At 73.3% G+C, this 18,783-nt stretch carries 16 protein-coding genes; 4 read left to right on the forward strand and 12 right to left on the reverse strand.

Annotated features, from left to right (window positions below):
* Positions 1-34 precede the first annotated feature (34 nt).
* Genes ACZ3IL_RS04880 through ACZ3IL_RS04890 form a run of 3 tightly spaced genes read right to left on the reverse strand, consistent with a single transcriptional unit; the run spans position 35 to position 2,506 of the window.
* Positions 35-1,405, reverse strand: coding sequence for a hypothetical protein (locus ACZ3IL_RS04880; protein WP_467386548.1), 1,371 nt, complete (start codon positions 1,403-1,405; stop codon positions 35-37).
* 55 nt (positions 1,406-1,460) lie between these two features.
* Complete coding sequence (locus ACZ3IL_RS04885) at positions 1,461-1,892, reverse strand: SRPBCC family protein (RefSeq protein WP_467386550.1); 432 nt, start codon at positions 1,890-1,892, stop codon at positions 1,461-1,463.
* A gap of 5 nt (positions 1,893-1,897) precedes the next feature.
* Positions 1,898-2,506, reverse strand: coding sequence for a CGNR zinc finger domain-containing protein (locus ACZ3IL_RS04890; protein ID WP_467386552.1), 609 nt, complete (start codon positions 2,504-2,506; stop codon positions 1,898-1,900).
* Positions 2,507-2,527: 21 nt separating this feature from the next.
* Here ACZ3IL_RS04890 and ACZ3IL_RS04895 point away from each other — a divergent pair, with 21 nt between their 5' ends.
* Together ACZ3IL_RS04895 and ACZ3IL_RS04900 are read left to right on the forward strand one after the other, a co-directional pair.
* A complete protein-coding gene (locus ACZ3IL_RS04895) occupies positions 2,528-2,995 on the forward strand; it encodes a VOC family protein (protein WP_467386554.1) in 468 nt (155 codons plus the stop codon).
* Positions 2,996-3,092: 97 nt separating this feature from the next.
* The gene (locus tag ACZ3IL_RS04900; RefSeq protein WP_467386556.1) at positions 3,093-3,953 is read left to right on the forward strand and encodes a hypothetical protein; all 861 of its coding nucleotides are present in this window, start codon (positions 3,093-3,095) and stop codon (positions 3,951-3,953) included.
* A 142-nt stretch (positions 3,954-4,095) separates the two neighbouring features.
* Here the strand turns inward: ACZ3IL_RS04900 and ACZ3IL_RS04905 are convergent, their stop codons facing one another.
* A complete protein-coding gene (locus ACZ3IL_RS04905; RefSeq protein ID WP_467386558.1) occupies positions 4,096-4,638 on the reverse strand; it encodes a DapH/DapD/GlmU-related protein in 543 nt (180 codons plus the stop codon).
* A gap of 298 nt (positions 4,639-4,936) precedes the next feature.
* Between ACZ3IL_RS04905 and ACZ3IL_RS04910 the strand changes: the two genes are divergently transcribed.
* The gene (locus ACZ3IL_RS04910) at positions 4,937-6,256 is read left to right on the forward strand and encodes a M28 family metallopeptidase (protein WP_467386560.1); all 1,320 of its coding nucleotides are present in this window, start codon (positions 4,937-4,939) and stop codon (positions 6,254-6,256) included.
* Between the two features lie 78 nt (positions 6,257-6,334).
* Here ACZ3IL_RS04910 and ACZ3IL_RS04915 read toward each other — a convergent pair whose 3' ends face one another.
* From ACZ3IL_RS04915 to ACZ3IL_RS04925, 3 genes are all read right to left on the reverse strand, one after another.
* The gene (locus tag ACZ3IL_RS04915) at positions 6,335-7,561 is read right to left on the reverse strand and encodes a LolA family protein (protein ID WP_467386563.1); all 1,227 of its coding nucleotides are present in this window, start codon (positions 7,559-7,561) and stop codon (positions 6,335-6,337) included.
* Between the two features lie 327 nt (positions 7,562-7,888).
* The gene (locus tag ACZ3IL_RS04920) at positions 7,889-8,899 is read right to left on the reverse strand and encodes a polyprenyl synthetase family protein (RefSeq protein ID WP_467386565.1); all 1,011 of its coding nucleotides are present in this window, start codon (positions 8,897-8,899) and stop codon (positions 7,889-7,891) included.
* 340 nt (positions 8,900-9,239) lie between these two features.
* Positions 9,240-10,145 carry a hypothetical protein gene (locus ACZ3IL_RS04925; protein WP_467386567.1) on the reverse strand — a complete coding sequence of 302 codons (906 nt, stop codon included), beginning with the start codon at positions 10,143-10,145 and terminating at the stop codon, positions 9,240-9,242.
* Between the two features lie 284 nt (positions 10,146-10,429).
* Here ACZ3IL_RS04925 and fahA point away from each other — a divergent pair, with 284 nt between their 5' ends.
* Positions 10,430-11,662, forward strand: a complete 1,233-nt coding sequence (gene fahA, locus ACZ3IL_RS04930; RefSeq protein WP_467386569.1) for a fumarylacetoacetase — start codon at positions 10,430-10,432, stop codon at positions 11,660-11,662.
* Positions 11,663-11,665: 3 nt separating this feature from the next.
* Here the strand turns inward: fahA and ACZ3IL_RS04935 are convergent, their stop codons facing one another.
* The 5 genes from ACZ3IL_RS04935 to nuoL form a co-directional block, all read right to left on the reverse strand.
* The gene (locus ACZ3IL_RS04935) at positions 11,666-12,490 is read right to left on the reverse strand and encodes a dioxygenase family protein (RefSeq protein WP_467386570.1); all 825 of its coding nucleotides are present in this window, start codon (positions 12,488-12,490) and stop codon (positions 11,666-11,668) included.
* Positions 12,491-12,531: 41 nt separating this feature from the next.
* Complete coding sequence (locus tag ACZ3IL_RS04940) at positions 12,532-13,467, reverse strand: helix-turn-helix transcriptional regulator (RefSeq protein WP_467386572.1); 936 nt, start codon at positions 13,465-13,467, stop codon at positions 12,532-12,534.
* A 136-nt stretch (positions 13,468-13,603) separates the two neighbouring features.
* Positions 13,604-15,265 carry an NADH-quinone oxidoreductase subunit NuoN gene (gene nuoN / locus ACZ3IL_RS04945; protein WP_467386574.1) on the reverse strand — a complete coding sequence of 554 codons (1,662 nt, stop codon included), beginning with the start codon at positions 15,263-15,265 and terminating at the stop codon, positions 13,604-13,606.
* Positions 15,262-16,833 (reverse strand): NADH-quinone oxidoreductase subunit M, encoded by a 1,572-nt coding sequence (locus tag ACZ3IL_RS04950; RefSeq protein WP_467386576.1) that lies wholly within the window; start codon positions 16,831-16,833, stop codon positions 15,262-15,264. Before ACZ3IL_RS04950 ends, nuoN begins: the two co-directional genes overlap by 4 nt.
* A 5-nt stretch (positions 16,834-16,838) precedes the next feature.
* Positions 16,839-18,776, reverse strand: a complete 1,938-nt coding sequence (nuoL, locus tag ACZ3IL_RS04955; RefSeq protein WP_467386578.1) for an NADH-quinone oxidoreductase subunit L — start codon at positions 18,774-18,776, stop codon at positions 16,839-16,841.
* Positions 18,777-18,783: the final 7 nt, after the last annotated feature.

The following is an 18,783-nucleotide window of genomic DNA, read 5'->3' on the forward strand; positions in this document are numbered from 1 at the left end:
TCCCGCCTGCCCGGCGGTGCCCGGCACGCACGCCTTAGAAGGGCGGCTCCGGGGAGTACCCGTCCTCGCGGAGGAGGGCCGCCTCCTCCGCCGCTCCGGCGGCTCGCTGTTCGGCCACGGTCGGGTGGACGTCGATCGCCTCGGCCGCCCGCCCTTGCAGGACGAGCACCTCGAACAGTTCCTCGCGCGCCTCGATCGTGTCGATGCCCCGCAGCTCGGCGGCGGCGTCGGCGAGGCGCCCCGCGGCGCCGAGGAGGCCGGCCCGGACGACGCGGGGGTCGGCCCACGGGTCGGGGCGGGCTTCGACCACGGCGATCGCCTCCTCGGCACGGCCGAGGCCGGCGAGGGCGAAGGCCCGCCACCCGTGCGGGAACTCCTTGTGGTCGTGGTGGGGCACGGTGAGGGGATGGTCCAGGAGGCGGAGCAGTTCCGCGGGCCGGTCGAGAAGGATGTGGACGAGGGGGTCCAGGAGGTCGGAGCAGTCGTTCCGGCCGAAGCCGGGTTCGGCCACGGCGATCGCGTCGTCCAGCCGGCCGTCCCGCAGCAGGACCGAGGACAGCCAGGCCCGGTACCCGACCCAGTCGTCGGCGGCGATGGCCTCACGCATCACCGTCTCGGCCTCCTCCGCCCGCCCGCGCTCTCGCAGGGCACGGGCGTGGACGTCCAGGACGCTGCGCGCGTTCCGTCCGGTGGCCAGTTCGCGCAGTTCGTCGAGCCGGTCATGACGTGCCAGGAGTCCGGCGTAGGCGGTGAGGGTGTTCTCGGAGGGGAAACGGCCCTTGGCCATGTCCTCGCCGAGGAGCCGGATCGCCTCGTCGGCACGGCCCGCGCGTTCCAGTACCCGGGCCTGGAGCTCCTGCGCGTCCGCGCGGGAGTAGTCCCATCGGCCCTCCTCGCGGGATCGTCGCGCGGCTTCGGCGTGCGGGGCGATCAGCTCCAGCACCCGTTCGTCGCGGCCCCGGCCCTCGGTGATCCCGACCAGGACCGTCCGGATCCACGACGCGTCGATGTGCGGCACGAGCAGGTCGACGGCCTCATCCACGTACCCTGCCTCGGCGAGCAGCGCGGCGGCGTTACGGCACACGGTCCGTGAAGCGCGGCCCTCGTCGTCCGGGCGCACCAGATCCGCGGCCTCGTCCACCCGGCCCGCCCGCACCAGGATCTCCGCCTTCGCCCACAGGGCCGTCCGCCACCCGGTCGCGACGAACGGCTCCATCACCCGCGATGCCCGCTCGAACCCGCCCGACCGGCACAACTCCCGCGCCGCGCCCTCCGCGCAGAACCACTCACCGCGCTCTTCCGCCGCCCGGACCACCAGGTCCAGGTGACCGTGCTCCAGCAGGAGAGCCGTACTTCTCGGAGAAATACCGCGATTGCCGCTCGCCTGCCATGCAAGATCATCCATGTTCACGACTGGAAGCTTAGGAACAGCCGCCGACATGCCACCGCCGGGCGGCCGGTCACCCGGTTTGCCTCACGGCGGGACGCCCGCCCCCGCCTCCGGTCCGGGGCGGGCGTACGGCGTGTGACGGCGCCCCCTGGGGGGCGAGGGTCCGCGCGATCTCCGCCGCCACGCCCTTCCAGTGGGCGCGCCGGCGCTCGCGCTCCTCCGCGCCGGCCAGGTGCTCCTGGTGGAAGCGGAGGACGGTCCGGCCGTCGCCCGCCGGGGAGACGGTGACCTGGAGGACGGTCCCGCCGTACGAGAGGCGGACCCGGTCGCGGGGCCGGAGGCTCCGGAGGGCGGGGTCGCCCTCCGGGGGCAGCGAGGCGCCCGGGCCGAGCCACAGGGCCAGGCCCCCGGGGGAGACCAGGAAGTCCCAGACGGCCGCCACGGGCAGGGGCAGGGTCTTCGAGACGCCGATCTGCCAGCCGGCGTCCCGCGTCAGTCCCACGGGCGTCACGCTTCTCCTTCCCGGGGGGTGCGGGACCGGTGGGCCCGCACCTTGTGGCGGTTGCCGCACCGGTCCATCGAGCACCAGCGGCGGCGTCCGGGACGCGAGGTGTCGGCGAAGACGAGGGAGCAGTCGTCGGCGCCGCAGACCCGGACCCGGTCGGCGTACGGCCCGGTCAGGAGGTCCACCGCGTCGCGGGCCACCGTCGCGAGGAGCCCGGCCCCGGTGGCGCCGGGGGCCCACGCGCGCGTGCCGTCGGCGGCGATCAGGGCGGCGAGGGGCGTGCCGGCGGCGGCGGCGTTGACCACCGCCAGTTCCCCGGGGGCGTACGGCCTCCCCCCGGCCCGTGCGAGGGCGAGGCCCCAGAGGGCGTCCCGCGTCTCCCGCACCGCCGCCAGTTCCGCGCCGGTGACGGTCAGGTCGGGGCCGGGGGCGAGCCGGCAGTTCCGCGCCCAGGCGAGCAGGCCCTCGGCGCGGTCGAGGACTTCGTACCGGGAGGCGACCGGACCGGGTCCTCCGGTGAGGAGCAGTTCGAGGCAGAGGGCGCCCGCGTCGAAGCGGAAGGTCTGCCCGTCGTGGTGCGTGAGGGTCATTCCGGTGGCGGTCCGAGGCATGTAACCACTATAACTGGTTACATGAACGCTCTTCACTGGAAGCTCGTCCTCGACGCCACCGACCCGCACGCCCAGGCCGCCTTCTGGGCCGCCGCCCTCCGCTACCGGGAGGAGGACCACAGCGGCCTCGTCCGCCGCCTCCTCGACCTGGGCGCCGCCCCCCAGGAGGCGACGGCCACCGTCCACGGGGGCACGGAGCGCGAGCGCCTCGGCTGGCGCGACCTCGCCGCCGTGCGCCACCCGGACGACCCCTTCGACGAGGCCACCGACATGGGCCGGGGCCGCCGCATCCTCTTCCAGCGCGTCCCGGAGCCGAAGACCGGCAAGAACCGCCTCCACCTGGACCTCCACGCGGAGGAGGGCGCCCGCGACGAGGAGGTGGCCCGCCTGCGCGGCCTCGGCGCGACGGTCCTGCGGGAGGTGGACGAGCCGTCGGGGTCGTGGGTGGTCCTGGCGGACCCGGAGGGGAACGAGTTCTGCGTCCAGTAGGGGCGGAGGAACGGCGCCGGGAACGGGCGGCGGTGCCGGGCCGGGCACTTCCCCGGTCGCGCCCACGGGGCGGCCGGGGCGTCCCTACAGTGGGGCGATGACCTCGGCGATCACTTCCCCGCTCGTGCTCCACGGCCTCTTCGGACGGCGTGCCCGGCTGCGTTCGGGGGAGCTGCTGCTCCGGTCGGGACGCGAGCTCCGGCGGATACCCGTGGCGGCGATCGAGCGGGTGGAGGTGCGCGGGCCCGGCGGGCGCACGCTCGCCGTCGTCCTGACCGGGCAGGAGCCCGACGCCGCGCGGACCCACTCGCTGACCTCCCTGGGGCCCGGCGCGGTGGAACGCTTCGCCACCGTCCTGCGCGAGGCGCTGCCGGTGCGCGACGGGGCCGAACTGGACCTCTCCGGTGCGGCCCTGGTCACCACCGAGCCCCTGGAGCGTCCGGGGCTGCCCGCCGTCCGGCCGGGCGCGGCCCTCGCCGCCGCGTTCTTCCTGGTGCTGGCGGCGCTGCTGGTCACCGGCTCCTGGACCGGGGCCTTCTGCTGGCTGTTCGTCCCGATGACGGTCGGCGGGGGAACCGTCCTGGCCGCCCTCGGGGGGAAGCCCGTCCGCGAGGGCTGGGTCCTGGCCGTGCGCGGGATCACGGTGGACGGACACCGGAAGAACTCCGGGTCCGTCGACCGGGGGGACCCCGACGCGCTGTACGTCTACCTGTTCACCGACGCGGAAGGGGCGCCGGGCGCGTACCGGGGATCGAACGGGGGCCGCGACGAGGAGGAGATCGTCTACGATCCGCGGAACCCGGGCGTCAACCAGCTGCGGCGCCGCAACGCCGCCCAGTTCGCCGCCGGGCTGCTCCTCCTGCTCGTCCTCGCCCTTCCCCTGCTGGCCGGCGGCGCGGCCCTCGGACTGGCTGCGCTCGCCGACCTGTTCGGCCGCCCCTTGTTCACCGTGTTCTGAAGCCGGGGACGGTGAGCCGGAAGCGCGGTACGGCTCCGGGCTCCTCCCCCGGCGGTACGTCCGGGCCCGATCGCCGAGTCCTGATCCGTTCCGGGTCCGCTCTGGGCCCGCCCCGACTCCCGCTCCGGCTCCGGAGAGGTCGTCACCACTCCCGGCGGACGGTCGCCTTGCCGCCGGTCACCAGGCTCGCCGGCGGCACGTCGTCGGCCACGACCGCGCCGGCGGCGATCACGGCGTCACGGCCGATGCTGACGCCGGGCAGGATCATGGCGCCGGCGCCGATCCACACGTTCTCCGCCACGTCGATGGGCGCGCCGGTGAGGTACAGCCGCCGTTCCCCGGGGTCGACCGGGTGGCCGACGGTGATGAACGTGACCTTCGGCCCGATCATCACGCGCTCCCCGATCCGGATGCCGGCGTAGTCCAGGAACGTGCAGTTCTGGTTGACGAAGGCGCGTCCGGCGAAGTCGATGTTGAGGCCGTGGTCCGTGTAGAAGGGCGGATAGGCCGTGACCTTCGGCGGCAGCGGCTTGCCGAGGATCTGTTCGAACAGCTCCGCCTTGGCCGCCTCGTCCCCGAAGGGCAGGACGTTCAGGCGGGAGGTCAGCTCGGTGACCCGCAGGACCCTCTCGGCCATGGCCTGGAACTCGTCACTGTGGATGCGCATGAGGCGGTCGCCGGACATGCCGCGATCCTTCCCCCGCGCCGGTGTCCGGGCAAGCCCCCCGGGACGGCCGGAGCCGGGCGCGCCCGCGCGGAACCGCCGGTTCCCGGTTCGGCCCGTTCGCTGAGCGAACGGCCCCGGCCGATTTCCGCTCTTGACGCGAAGTCAAACCGTAACTGAACATTCAGCACGCACAACTGAACGACAGAACAACTGAACACAGCGCACGCACACGCACAGCTCCAACGCCTCGTGGCCCCCGGGTCCGAGGCGTCTCGCACGTTCCGTCCCATCCCCGTTCGGAATCCGGAGCCCCCACATGAACATCTCCGTGCCCAGACGCGTCACCGCGGTCGCCGCCCTCGCGGCGCTCGCCCTCGGCGGCCTCGCCGGAACCAGCGCCTCCGCCGCCCCGTCCGGAGCCGCGGGCGCCACCGCCGCGCCCGACATATCGCTCGCCAACGTCAAGCAGCACTTGACGGACCTCCAGTCGATAGCCAGCGCCAACGGCGGCAACCGCGCCCACGGCCGGTCCGGTTACAAGGCGTCCGTCGACTTCGTGAAGGCGAAGCTGGACGCCGCCGGATACACCACCACCCTCCAGACCTTCACCTCCAGCGGCGCCACCGGCTACAACCTGATCGCCGACTGGCCGGGCGGCGACCCGAACCAGGTCCTCATGGCCGGCTCGCACCTCGACTCGGTCGCCGCCGGCGCCGGCATCAACGACAACGGCTCCGGCTCCGCCGCCGTCCTGGAGACCGCGCTCGCCGTGTCCCGCGCCGGCTACCAGCCCTCCAAGCACCTGCGGTTCGCCTGGTGGGGCGCCGAGGAGCTGGGCCTCGTCGGATCGAAGTACTACGTCAACAACCTGCCGACGACCGAGCGTTCGAAGCTCAAGGGCTACCTCAACTTCGACATGATCGGCTCGCCCAACCCGGGCTACTTCGTCTACGACGACGACCCGGTCATCGAGAAGACCTTCAAGGACTACTACGCCGGCCTCGGCATCCCGACGGAGATCGAGACCGAGGGCGACGGCCGCTCCGACCACGCCCCGTTCAAGAACGCCGGCGTCCCGGTCGGCGGTCTCTTCAGCGGCGCCGACTACACCAAGACGACGACGCAGGCCCAGAAGTGGGGCGGCACCGCCGGCCAGGCCTTCGACCGCTGCTACCACTCCTCCTGCGACACCACCGCGAACATCAACGACACCGCCCTCGACCGCAACAGCGACGCCGTCGCGCACGCGGTCTGGACGCTGTCCGCCGGCACCACCACGCCGCCCACCGGCAAGGTCTTCGAGAACACCGCCGACGTCACCGTCCCGGACAACGGCGCCGCGGTGACCTCCTCCGTGACCGTCACCGGCGTCACCGGCAACGCCCCGAGCAACCTCGCCGTCGGCGTGGACATCGTCCACACCTACCGCGGCGACCTCGTCGTCGACCTCATCGCCCCCGACGGGTCGGTCTACAGCCTCAGCAACCGCTCCGGCGGCAGCGCCGACAACATCGTCCAGACCTACACCGTCAACGCCTCCACCGAGGTCGCCAACGGCGTCTGGAAGCTCCGCGTCCAGGACAAGGCCGCCGCCGACACCGGCTACATCAACGGCTTCAAGCTGACCTTCCCGTAACCGCGCGGGGAAGCCGCGGAAACGCCCGGGCGGGCCGGTGACCATCGCCCCCGACCCGCCCGGGGTCCCAACCGTCCGTCACCTGCCGGCGTTCGCCGCGTCCACCAGCGCGTCCTTCGTCACCGCGCCGGCGTAGACCTTGCCGTCGTCGGTGAGGAGCGCGTTCACCAGCTTCGTCCTGAAGAGGGTGCCCGAGCCGAACTTCCCGGTGACCTTGTCGCCGAAGGAGTCCAGGAGGCCCTGGAGCTCCTTCGGCGCCTCGCCGGTCTTCGGCGCCGGGGCGCCGGTGTCGAGCGTGAGGATGGCCGTCCAACCCTCGCCGACGACCTCCGGACCCTTCCCGCCCGCGCCCTCGCCCAGTCCGGGAAGGATCTCGCCGAGGCCCCCGGGGAAGCCCTTCCCGAAGTCTCCGGTCCCGTTCTTCCCGGCGCCCCCGGGAAGCCCGTCCGCCTTCTCCGCCGCGCCCTCCGTCACCTTCGCGCCCTTCGGCGCCTCGAAGGCGAAGACCGAGGCGGCGGGCCGGGAGAAGTCGACCTTCGTGAAGCCCGCGTCCACGACCGGCTTGCCGCCCTCGGCCGAGGCGAGGGTGAACTTCAGCGGGGTGCCGTTCGCCGCGTCCACCGCGATCTTCACCGACTCGACGGTCGATCCGCTCTGCTTGGGCCTGATCACCAGCTGGTAGGCGTCCCGGCCCGCGATCCTGGCCGTGCCGTCGACGGTGACCGACGTGGTGTCGCCCGCCGCCTTCAGGACCTGGTCCGCGAGCTCCTTGGGCGTCGCGGGCGCCTCCTCGTGCTCCTCCCGGCCGCCGGACGCGCCCTTCTCGTGGAAGACCTCGTTCGACTTGCTGTCGTGGGCCCAGACGTCGTCGCCGTTGTGGATCAGGCTGTACTCGTCGGAACCGTCGAGCAGGGTGAGCCGCTGGCGCTCGGGGCCGTCCACCGCCACGCGCAGCGTGTGGGTGCCCGCCGCCAGTTCGGTGAGCTTCGCCGAGGGGTCGGCCGTGGAGGACCCGCCGCCGCCCGGCCCGGTGAGGCCGGAGGCCAGGCCGCCGAGGGCCGGCAGGCCCAGGTCGGTGGAGATCCTGAAGGTCCCGGACAGGGCCTGGGTGTCCGAGGCGGCGATCTTCTCGATGAGCTGCTGGGCCGTGATCTCCGGCAGGTCCGGGTCGCCGGACGCCGCGAGCGCCGGGACCAGACCGATGGTCGCCGCCGCCACGCCGGCCACCGCGACCGGGACGACGTACCGGCCCGCTCCGCGCCGCTTCCCGTCGCGGGTCCCGCTACGGACTTCGTTCGCTGCCATGGTTTCCGTTACCTCCGTGCGCCCTGAGGTGGTCTCGAACGGCCCCGATCGGCCGATGTACCCATCTGACCAGAACGGGGGCCCGGAAGCGTCAGCCCCCGGGATCAACCTCGCGTACCCCTCCGGGATGACCCGCCCCTGAGACCGCCCCGGGCGGACCGGCGGCGGCGGGCCGGACGGACCGGGGGCGTTGAGCCGGACGGACCGGGGAACACCGGGCCGGACGGACCGGGGGCGTTGAGCCGGACGGACCGGGGAACGCCGGGCCGGGCGGGGCCGGGGGCGACGGGCCGGGGTGGGACCCGGGGGCGACGGGCCGGGCGGGCCCTAACCCGCCCGGTGGACCACCGCGTCGCACAGCTCCGCGAGCGCCGACTTCGCGTACCCGTCGGGCAGCGGCGCCAGCATCGCGCGCGCCTCCTCCGCGTACCGCACGGTGTCCCGGCGGGCCTGCTCCAGGGCCGGGTGGGCGCGCAGCCGGCGCAGGACCTCGGCGTGCCGGGCGTCGTCGGTGAGGTCGCCGTCCACGAGCGCGACCAGCTCGACGTCCTCGGGGCGCCCGTGGGCGGCGGCGGCCGCGCGCAGGTGCAGGACGGGCAGGGTGGGGATGCCCTCGCGGAGGTCGGTGCCGGGGGTCTTGCCGGACTCGTGGGAGTCGGAGGCGATGTCGAGCACGTCGTCGGCGAGCTGGAAGGCGACGCCCAGCCGCTCCCCGTACTGGGTGAGGGTCTCGACCACGCTGTCGTCGGCGCCGGCCATCATCGCGCCGAAGCGGCAGGCGACGGCGACGAGGGAGCCGGTCTTGCCGCCGAGGACGTCGAGGTAGTGGTCGACGGGGTCGCGGTCGCCGGCCGGTCCCGCGGTCTCCAGGATCTGGCCGGTCACCAGGCGTTCGAACGCCTGGGACTGGATGCGGACGGCCTCCGGGCCGAGGTCCGCGAGCGTGTGGGAGGCGCGGGCGAAGAGGAAGTCCCCGGTGAGGACGGCGATCGAGTTGCCCCAGCGGCTGTTGGCGCTGGGGACCCCGCGCCGGACGTCGGCCTCGTCCATCACGTCGTCGTGGTAGAGCGTGGCGAGGTGGGTCAGCTCCACGACCACGGCGGAGGGCACGACGCCCGGCGCGTACGGGTCGCCGAACTGGGCGGCGAGCATCACCAGGAGCGGGCGGAAGCGCTTCCCCCCGGCCAGGACGAGGTGCTGCGCGGCCTCCGTGATGAAGGGGACATCGCTCTTGGTGGCGTCCAGGAGGCCTGCTTCCACGGCCGCCAGACCGGTCTGGACATCGGCCTCGAGAGCCTGGTCCCGCACGCTAAGACCGAACGGCCCGACGACGGTCACGAGGGAGTCTCCTGTCTGCTGACGCCTGCCGGCGCTCACACGGTGGGTGACGGGCGCCCGGAACGATCACACGGATTGTCGATGTGTCGCCGGATTCGCTCAAGCCAGCGTATCCGGTCACCTTTCGATCACCGTGGGCGCCTTCCCGTCGCCCCGGTATGTTCGATGTCAGAGGATATGTCCACCGGTGAGCGCTCCGTCCCGAACGGGTGTCCGGGTCGGTCCGGCCCGTGAGCGCCCTCCCCCGGTGGCGCGCGGCGGGCGGCCGGCGGGCCGGCCCCCGGCTTCCCGCACGGCGGACCGGGCGCGTGCGCGGGGCCCGGTCCGCCGCCGTGCGCGCCTACGCCCGGGTACCCGCCCCGCGGCGGCGGACGACGACCAGGGCGCCCGCACCGAGGGCGACGGTCCCGGCGGCGAGGAGACCGAGCCCCGGCAGGACGTCGTCCGAGCCGGTGGCGGCGAGGGCGCCGGTCGCGGGGGCGGAGGACGGACCGCCCTGCGGAGCGGTGCGGGGGACGCCGGTGGCGGACGCGGACGCGGAGGCGGACACCGTGGCCGGCGGGGCCGGCGAAGGCGACGTCGTGGCCGGCGGCGTCGTGGCCGGCGGTGTCGTGGCCGGCGGTGTCGTGACCGTCCCGCCGCCCCCGCCCTCGGCGGCTTCGAACGCGGCGAGGGCCCGCTGCGCGTCGGCGGCCTCCTCCTCCGCCTTCCTCAGGTCCTCCGTGAGGACGCCGTACCTCCGCGCGAGGGCGACCCTCGCGTCGTCCGAGGCGGTGTCGGCCCTGTCGAGCCGGAGACCGGCGGCGGCCTCGGCCTCGACGGCGGTTCCGACCGCCTTCCGCGCGTCGGCGACGTTCTTCCCGGCGAGCGCCTTCTCCTCGTCGGTGGCGGTCCCGGGAAGCGTCTCCAGGGCCTTCTCGGCCTCGGCCAGCTTCCGGTCGGCCTCCTCCCGGGCCGCCTTGGCGAGGGCGGCGGCCTTCCTCGCCTCGGCCAGTTCGGTCTTCAGCGCCGGGTCGACGTTGTCCTCCCTGATGTCCTTCAGGAGGGCCGCGCGCCGCGCCACCAGGGCGTCGACCTTTTTCCGCGCCTCGGCGACGGCGGCCTTCAGCTCCTCGTGCGTGGACGCCGCCCGCGTCTGCGCGGGGGCCGGCGGGGTGTCGGCGAAGGCGGGCGCGGCGGACAGGAACACGACCGGCGCGGTGGCGGCGGCGGCCACGGCGGTCGCGAGGATGCGGCGGAACTTCATGGGGGGACCTTTTCCTGGTCGGGAGGCCGGGGACGAGCGGGCGCGGGTGCCCGCAGTCGCTTCACGCGGCACGTCGCCGTGGCGATCGTAGATCTTCGCACCGCCCTCCGAACTCCCTGTTCGCGCAGCTCGGAACGGGTGCGGGGCCCGTCCCGGCCATAAACCGAGCAAAGGCGGACAGTTGCTCACGGGGGCCGCGCTTTCGCTGTGATCCATGTCATCCGCGCCCGGCGGCCCGCCCCGTAACGTGTCCCCCACACCCGTGGAAAGCGAGGCAAGCACCGATGTCCGAGCACAGCCCGCTCGACCTGGCCGAGGGCGATCCCTTCGGCCCGCACAACCTCCCGTACGGCGTCTTCTCCACCGCCGACGAGCCCGGCCGGCGCCGGCTCGGCGTCCGGATCGGCGGGTACGTGCTGGACGCGGGGGCCGCGGCGCACGCGCTCGGCTCCCCGTACGCGTCGCTGCTCGCGCGGCCGAGCCTCAACCCGCTGCTCGCCGCCGGGCGGAACGTCTGGCGCGACGTGCGCCGGGCGCTCACGGCCTGGGTGACGGTGCCCGCGCACCGGCCGGACGTCGAACCGCTGCTGCACCCGCTGGACACGGTGACGCTGCACCTGCCCTACGAGGTCGCGGACTACGTCGACTTCTACGCGAGCGAGCACCACGCGACGAACGTGGGCCGGATCTTCCGTCCGGACGGCGAGCCGCTGACGCCCAACTGGAAGCACCTGCCGATCGGTTACCACGGGCGCGCGGGCACGGTCGTGGTGTCGGGGACCGACGTCGTGCGCCCCTCCGGGCAGCGCAAGGCGCCCGCGGACCCGGCGCCGGTCTTCGGGCCCTCGGTCAAGCTGGACATCGAGGCGGAGGTCGGCTTCCTCGTCGGCACCCCGTCCGAGCCGGGCAGGCCGGTCGCGCTCTCCGCCTTCCGGGAGCACGTCTTCGGGGTGACGCTGCTCAACGACTGGTCGGCGCGGGACGTGCAGGCGTGGGAGTACGTGCCGCTCGGCCCGTTCCTCGGCAAGTCGTTCCAGACGTCGGTCTCGGCGTGGGTGACGCCCCTGGAGGCCCTGGACGCGGCCCGGACCGCCCCGCCCGCGCGGGACCTCCCCCTCCTGCCGTACCTGGACGACGCGGACGAGGAGGAGCCGGGCGGCTTCGACCTGCGGATCTCCGTCGAGATCAACGGCGAGGTGGTGGCCGAGCCGCCGTTCTCGACGATGTACTGGACGGCTGCCCAGCAGCTCGCCCACATGACGGTGAACGGCGCCTCCCTGCGCACGGGCGACCTGTACGGCTCCGGGACGGTCTCCGGGCCCGGGGTGAACCAGCGCGGTTCGCTCCTGGAGCTGACCTGGAACGGGCGGGACCCGCTCGAACTTCCGGGCGGGAAGCGGACGTTCCTGGAGGACGGCGACGAGGTCGTCCTCACGGCGTGGGCGCCCGGCCCGGACGGCACCCGGGTCGCCCTGGGCGAGGTCCGGGGCCGGATCGCCCCCGCCGTCACCGCCTGACCGTCAGGCGGCCCGCCAGAGGGCGGGGACGTTCGGCGGCTGCCAGCCGGGCTGGGCCGTGTGGGCCTGGAGGCACGCGTAGCCCGACCCGGCGTAGGTGACGGCGTCCCCGGCCCGGTAGGCGGTGCCGACCGTCCAGGTGCCCCCCGGCGGCTGGGTGGTCGCGGTGGACGTCGGCGTGGGGCCCGGGTCCTGCGCCACGTTGAGGACGAAGTCGAACGCGGCCTCGCGCGCGCCGCCCGCGTCCCGCACGGTCATGAGCAGCCGCGGGTCGAAGATGCTGTCGGTGTTGTTGCGGGGCTCGTTCGGGAAGTACAGCTGGGTGGTGAGCACCGGGCGGCCGGGGGCCTGCGCCTTGACGTGGATGTGCCGGGTGCGGCCCGGGTAGAGGCCGGGCACGATCGTGGTGAGCTTGAAGGAGCCGTCGGCGCCGGTGAACTGGTGGCCGCGGAAGCGGAACCCGGTGTTGTCGTAGGCGCCGTTGGTGTCGGCCTGCCAGAAGTCCAGCAGGACGCCGGATATCGGCCGGCAGGCGAGCCCGAAGACGTACCCGCTGACGGTGAGCCGGACACCGGGGGTGTTGGCCTCCAGGAGGCTGGTCCGCAGCGGGGAGTCGGGCTTGAAGTACGGCCCCTCGATCTGCTCGGGCGTGGGGTCGTCGCCGTCGTCGCACGTGGGGGTGAGCGCGGGCGGCTCGTCGCCCGCGCCCAGGGTGCGGGCGAGCGCGGGCACGCCCATGAGCACCGCGGGCGCCGCCATGCCGGCCGCGAGCGCGGCGCGCAGGACGGTCTTCCGGCTGACGTGCCCGGTGCTGTTCTCGTGGTCCATGTGCCTGGCTCCTCGGGTGGGGTCTGGGATCGGCAACGAACCTAGGGGCCCGCGGCACCGGGTTCGATGGACGGAGCACGGCGGTCGTGGTCTTTTCGGAAGCGCCCGGGGCTGCGCCCGACCTCCCTGCGGAAGAAGCGGCAGAAGTAGGCGGCGTCGTCGAACCCGACCCGCGCGGCCACCTGCCGCACGGACAGCCCGGTGGCGACGAGCAGCCGCTGCGCCTCCCGCACCCGTTCCTGGCGCAGCAGCGCGGCGGGGGTGCGGCCGGTGGCCGCCCGCACCACCTCGGTGAGGTGTCCGGGCGTCACCCCGATCCGCTCGGCGCACTCCCGTACGGAGAGGCCGGTGGTCCCGGCCGTGCGGGCCAGCCGCAGGAACTCCCCGGCCGGCCCGTCCGCCCCGCCGGCCGGGCCCCGCGCGGGTTCCTCCCCTTCCCCGCCGGGCAGCCGGGCGGCCCGTACGAGGAGGACGTGGAGCAGGGACCGCAGCACCCCGGCGAACCCGTCGGCCCCGTGCCGGTACTCCTCGGCCAGCTCCTCCATCAGCCGGCTCGTGCGCTCGTGCGCGGCGGCGTCGAGCCCCGCCCAGGGCCGCTCGCCGAGCCGCCGCAGCAGTTCCTCGTCGGCCCCGCCGACCAGGAACTCCGGGGTGAACAGCGCGAGCGACCCGTCGAGCCCGCGCACGCCCTCCCAGTGGTGCACCTGCCCGGGCAGGATCACCCCGAGCTGGGGCGGGCGCAGCTCCCGGCGTTCCAGGTCGACGACGTGGGTGCCGGTGCCCGCGGTGACGTGGACGATCTCGTAGAAGGTGTGCCGGTGCGGGAAGGCGGCCCGGGAGAGGGGGCCGACGGCGTCGAAGCTGCCGGCGGCGAAGGGCACCCCGTCGGGGAGCCGGACCTCCAGGCGGTGCACGGGCGGGTCGCCGGCCCTGGGGACGGCGCAGGGGGTTCCCGGTGGGACGGTGGTGCCGCGCATCGGCCGCCTCCCTCTCCGCTACTGGTACAGACCATGAGGGGCGGCTCCACGATGACACGGCGGCTTCCGGCGGTGAAGTGCGCGGAGGGGCCCGGCTCCTGTCGAGCCGGGCCCCTCCGCGTCCGTACGGAACCGGCTACCTCACGAACGCGCTCGCCTGGTTCGCCAGGTCGAGGAAGTACTGCGGCGCGAAGCCGAGCACGAGGGTGACGGCCACGCCCGCCGCGATGGTGAGCGACGTCAGGACCGAGGGCACGGCGACCGTGGGGCCGTCCGCCTTCGGCTCGCTGAAGAACATGAGCACGATGACCCTGATGTAGAAGAAGGCGGCGATCGCCGAGGAGATCACGCCGACCACGACGAGGGCGCCCGCGCCGCCGTCCGCCGCCGCCTTGAAGACCGCGAACTTGCCGGAGAAGCCGGAGGTCAGCGGGATGCCGGCGAAGGCGAGCAGGAAGACCGCGAAGACCGCCGCGACCAGCGGCGAACGGCGGCCCAGGCCGGCCCACTTGGAGAGGTGGGTGGCCTCGCCGCCCGCGTCCCGGACCAGGGTGACGACGGCGAAGGCGCCGATCGTCACGAAGGAGTACGCCCCCAGGTAGAAGAGGACGGACGAGATGCCGTCCGGGGTGGCGGCGATGACGCCGGCGAGCAGGAACCCGGCGTGCGCGACCGACGAGTACGCCAGGAGCCGCTTGATGTCGGTCTGGGTGACGGCGATGATCGCGCCGCCCAGCATGGTGACGATCGCGACGCCCCACATGACCGGCCGCCAGTCCCAGGTGAGGCCCGGGAGCACCACGTACAGCAGCCGGAGCAGCGCGCCGAACGCGGCGACCTTGGTCGCGGCGGCCATGAAGCCGGTGACCGGGGTCGGGGCGCCCTGGTAGACGTCCGGGGTCCACATGTGGAACGGGACGGCACCGACCTTGAAGAGGAGCCCCATGAGGACCATGGCGAAGCCGATGAGGAGCAGCGCGTCGTTCCCCATGGTGCCGGCGAGCGCCGGGTTCACCGAGGTGACCGCGCCGTCGACGACGTTCGCGACGCCGGCGTACGAGACGGTGCCCGCGTAGCCGTAGAGCAGGGCGATCCCGAAGAGCAGGAAGGCCGAGGAGAAGGCGCCGAGCAGGAAGTACTTGAGGGCGGCCTCCTGCGACATCAGCCGCTTGCGGCGGGCGACGGCGCAGAGCAGGTACAGCGGGAGGGAGAAGACCTCCAGGGCGACGAAGAGCGTCAGGAGGTCGTTGGCGGCCGGGAAGACCAGCATGCCGGCGACGGCGAAGAGCGCCAGCGGGAAGACCTCGGTGGTGGTGAAGCCCGCCTTGACGGCCGCCTTCTCCTGGTCGCTGCCGGGAACGGCGGCGGCCTCGGCGGCGAAGGAGTCGACCCGGTGGCCGTGGTCGGCCGGGTCGAGCCTGCGCTCGGCGAAGGTGAGGACCGCCACGACCGAGGCGAGGAGGATGGTCCCCTGGAGGAAGAGGGCCGGTCCGTCGACCGCGACGGCGCCCATGGCCGCGATGCGGGCCTTCGTGGAGCCGTACCCGCCGGCCGCCAGGCCGACGACGGCGGCGAAGGCGGCGGCGAGCGCGAGGACGGTCAGGAAGACCTGGACGTGGTAGCGGCCCCTGCGGGGGACGAAGGCCTCGACGAGGACGCCGAGGAGCGCGGCGCCGACCACGATGAGCACCGGCGCGAGCTGGGTGTACTCGATGTGGGGCGCCGGGATCTTCTCCAGCGGCCCGGCGGCGGTCGCCCACAGGGTGGGGACGGGGGTTGCGACGGCGGAAGTGCTCACTTGGCCGCCTCCACTTCGGGTGCGGGGTCCTTCTGCTGGACGTCGGACATGGTGTGCCGGACCGCCGGGTTCACGACGTCCGTGAGCGGCTTCGGGAAGACTCCGAGGAAGATCAGGACGGCGATCAGCGGGACGACGACGGCCAGTTCGCGCGACCGCAGGTCCGGCATCCTCCGCACCTCCTCCCTCACCGGCCCGGTCATCGTCCGCTGGTACAGGACGAGGGTGTAGAGCGCGGCGAGGACGATGCCGGTGGTGGCGACGACGCCGGCCACCGGGTAGCGGGCGAAGGTGCCCACCAGGACCAGGAACTCGCTGACGAACGGCGCGAGTCCGGGCAGGGAGAGGGTCGCGAGGCCGCCGATCAGGAAGGTGCCGGCGAGCACCGGGGCGACCTTCTGCACCCCGCCGTAGTCCGCGATGAGCCGCGAGCCGCGCCGGGAGATCAGGAAGCCGGCGACGAGCATCAGGGCGGCGGTCGAGATGCCGTGGTTGACCATGTACAGCGTGGCGCCGGACTGGCCCTGGCTCGTCATCGCGAAGATGCCCAGGATGATGAAGCCGAAGTGCGAGAGCGACGCGTAGGCGATCAGGCGCTTGATGTCCCGCTGGCCGACGGCGACGAGCGCCCCGTAGACGATGCTGATCAGGGCGAGGACGACGATCGCGGGCGTGGCCCACTTCGAGGCCTCGGGGAAGAGCCCGAGGCAGAAGCGGAGCATCGCGAAGGTGCCGACCTTGTCGACGACGGCGGTGATGAGGACGGCGACCGGGGCGGTCGCCTCCCCCATCGCGTTCGGCAGCCAGGTGTGCAGCGGCCACAGCGGCGCCTTCACCGCGAAGGCGAAGAAGAAGCCGAGGAAGAGCCACCGCTCGGTGCCGGTCGCGATCTCCAGGGAGCCGTTGGCCCGCGCCCCGGCGATCTCGGTGAGCGAGAAGTTCCCCGCGACCACGTACAGGCCGATGACGGCGGCCAGCATGATCAGGCCGCCGGCCAGGTTGTAGAGGAGGAACTTGACGGCCGCGGAGGAGCGCCGGGCCGCCGCGTTCTCGTCGGAGCCCGCGTGGGCGCCGTCGCCGAAGCCGCCGATGAGGAAGTACATCGGGATCAGCATGGCTTCGAACAGGATGTAGAAGAGGAAGACGTCGGTGGCCTCGAAGGAGAGGATCACCATCGCCTCGACCATGAGGATCAGGGCGAAGAAGCCCTGGGTCGGGCGCCACCTCTTCGAGGAGGTCTCCAGCGGGTCGGCGTCGTGCCAGCCCGCCAGGATCACGAACGGGATCAGCAGGGCGGTGAGCGCGATCAGCGCCACCCCGATGCCGTCCACGCCCAGTTCGTAGCGGACGCCGAAGTCCTTGATCCAGGCGTGCGACTCGGTGAGCTGGTACCGCTCGCCGCCCGGTTCGAAGCGGGCGAAGACGAGTCCGGTGAGGACGAGCGTGGCGAGCGAGACGAGCAGCGCCAGCCACTTGGCGGCGGTGCGGCGGGCGGCGGGCACGGCGGCGGTGAGGATCGCACCGGCCGCCGGCAGCACCGCCGTCGCCGTAAGGAGCGGGAAGGACATGATGGTTACACCGCCCTCATCAGCAGGGTCGCGGCGATCAGCACCGCCGTACCTCCGAACATGGAGACCGCGTACGAGCGGGCGTAGCCGTTCTGGAGCTTGCGCAGCCGGCCGGAGAGGCCGCCGAAGGCCGCCGCGGTGCCGTTGACCGCGCCGTCCACCACGGAGTGGTCGAGGTGGACGAGCGAGCGGGTGAGGCGGGTGCCGCCCGTGACGAAGACGGCGTGGTTGAAGTCGTCCTGGAGCAGGTCGCGGCGGGCCGCCCGGGTGAGGAGCGAGCCGCGCGGGGCGGTGACCGGGACCGGCCGGCGCCCGTACTGGAGGTAGGCGAGCCCGACGCCGGTCACCATGACGGCGACGGTGGCGGCGGTGACGGCCCCGGCGCTGATCGGCGGGTGGCCGTGGGCGTAGCCGGTGACCGGCTCCAGCCATTCGACGAACCCGGCGAACTCGAAGACCGCGCCTCCGGCGACCGATCCGACGGCGAGCAGCACCATCGGGATCAGCATCGACCTCGGCGACTCGTGCGGGTGCGGCATGCGGTCCGCGGCGTGCCCGGCGGCCGGTTCGGCGTCGGGCGTCCGGTCGGCGTCGGGCGCCGGCTGCCAGCGCTTCTCGCCGAAGAAGGTCATCAGCATCACGCGGGTCATGTAGTACGCGGTGATGGCCGCGCCGAGCAGGGTGACCGCGCCGAGGATCCAGCCCTCGGTGCCGCCCTTCGCGAAGGCCGCCTCGATGATCTTGTCCTTGGAGAAGAAGCCGGACAGGCCGGGGAAGCCGATGATCGCGAGGTAGCCGAGGCCGAAGGTGACGAAGGTGACCGGCATGTACTTCCGCAGGCCGCCGTACTTCCGCATGTCGACCTCGTCGTTCATGCCGTGCATGACCGAACCGGCGCCGAGGAACAGCCCGGCCTTGAAGAAGCCGTGCGTCACCAGGTGCATGATCGCGAAGACGTAGCCGATCGGGCCGAGGCCGGCCGCGAGGATCATGTAGCCGATCTGCGACATCGTCGAACCGGCGAGCGCCTTCTTGATGTCGTCCTTGGCGCAACCGACGATCGCTCCGAAGAGGAGCGTGACGGCTCCGACGATCGTGACGACGAGCTGCGCGTCCGGCGCGGCGTTGAAGATGTCGGCGGAGCGGACGATCAGGTAGACGCCGGCGGTCACCATCGTGGCCGCGTGGATGAGGGCGGAGACCGGGGTCGGGCCCTCCATCGCGTCCCCGAGCCAGGACTGCAGCGGCACCTGGGCCGACTTGCCGCAGGCCGCGAGGAGCAGCATCAGGCCGATCGCGGTCAGCGTGCCCCGGGACGCCTGCCCGCTCGCCTCCAGGACCGGCCCGAAGGCGAAGGTCCCGAAGGTGGTGAACATGAGCATGATGGCGACCGAGAGGCCGATGTCACCGACCCGGTTGACCAGGAACGCCTTCTTGGCGGCGGTGGCCGCGCTGGGCTTGTGCTGCCAGAACCCGATCAGGAGGTACGAGGCGAGGCCGACGCCCTCCCAGCCGAAGTACAGGAGCAGGTAGTTGTCGGCGAGGACGAGCAGGAGCATCGCCGCGACGAACAGGTTGAGGTAGCCGAAGAAGCGGCGGCGCCGCTCGTCGTGCTCCATGTACCCGATGGAGTACACGTGGATGAGCGTGCCGACCCCGCTGATCAGCAGGACGAACGTCATGGAGAGCTGGTCGAGCTGGAACGCCATGTCCGCCCGGAAGCCCTCGACGGGGACCCAGGTGAAGAGCCGCTGGTGCAGGGCCCTCTCCCCGGCGCCCTTGCCGAGCATGTCGGCGAAGAGCACCAGGCCGGTCGCGAAGGACACGGCTGCGAGGAGCGTGCCGATCCAGTGGCCCGCCTTGTCGAGGCGCCGGCCGCCGCAGAGCAGGACGACCGCGCCGAGCAGGGGCGCCCCGATGAGCGGAGCGATGAGATTTTCCACGGTCAGC

It is taken from the genome of Streptomyces sp. NPDC014907 (genome assembly GCF_055562975.1).

Bases quoted from the DNA above. Each gene is read 5' to 3' on its own strand.
- ACZ3IL_RS04880 (WP_467386548.1), bottom strand. From the start codon at position 1,405: ATGGATGATCTTGCATGGCAGGCGAGCGGCAATCGCGGTATTTCTCCG.
- ACZ3IL_RS04890 (WP_467386552.1), bottom strand. From the start codon at position 2,506: ATGCCTCGGACCGCCACCGGAATGACCCTCACGCACCACGACGGGCAG.
- ACZ3IL_RS04895 (WP_467386554.1), top strand. From the start codon at position 2,528: ATGAACGCTCTTCACTGGAAGCTCGTCCTCGACGCCACCGACCCGCAC.
- ACZ3IL_RS04900 (WP_467386556.1), top strand. From the start codon at position 3,093: ATGACCTCGGCGATCACTTCCCCGCTCGTGCTCCACGGCCTCTTCGGA.
- ACZ3IL_RS04905 (WP_467386558.1), bottom strand. From the start codon at position 4,638: ATGTCCGGCGACCGCCTCATGCGCATCCACAGTGACGAGTTCCAGGCC.
- ACZ3IL_RS04910 (WP_467386560.1), top strand. From the start codon at position 4,937: ATGAACATCTCCGTGCCCAGACGCGTCACCGCGGTCGCCGCCCTCGCG.
- ACZ3IL_RS04915 (WP_467386563.1), bottom strand. From the start codon at position 7,561: ATGGCAGCGAACGAAGTCCGTAGCGGGACCCGCGACGGGAAGCGGCGC.
- ACZ3IL_RS04925 (WP_467386567.1), bottom strand. From the start codon at position 10,145: ATGAAGTTCCGCCGCATCCTCGCGACCGCCGTGGCCGCCGCCGCCACC.
- fahA (WP_467386569.1), top strand. From the start codon at position 10,430: ATGTCCGAGCACAGCCCGCTCGACCTGGCCGAGGGCGATCCCTTCGGC.
- ACZ3IL_RS04935 (WP_467386570.1), bottom strand. From the start codon at position 12,490: ATGGACCACGAGAACAGCACCGGGCACGTCAGCCGGAAGACCGTCCTG.
- ACZ3IL_RS04940 (WP_467386572.1), bottom strand. From the start codon at position 13,467: ATGCGCGGCACCACCGTCCCACCGGGAACCCCCTGCGCCGTCCCCAGG.
- ACZ3IL_RS04950 (WP_467386576.1), bottom strand. From the start codon at position 16,833: ATGTCCTTCCCGCTCCTTACGGCGACGGCGGTGCTGCCGGCGGCCGGT.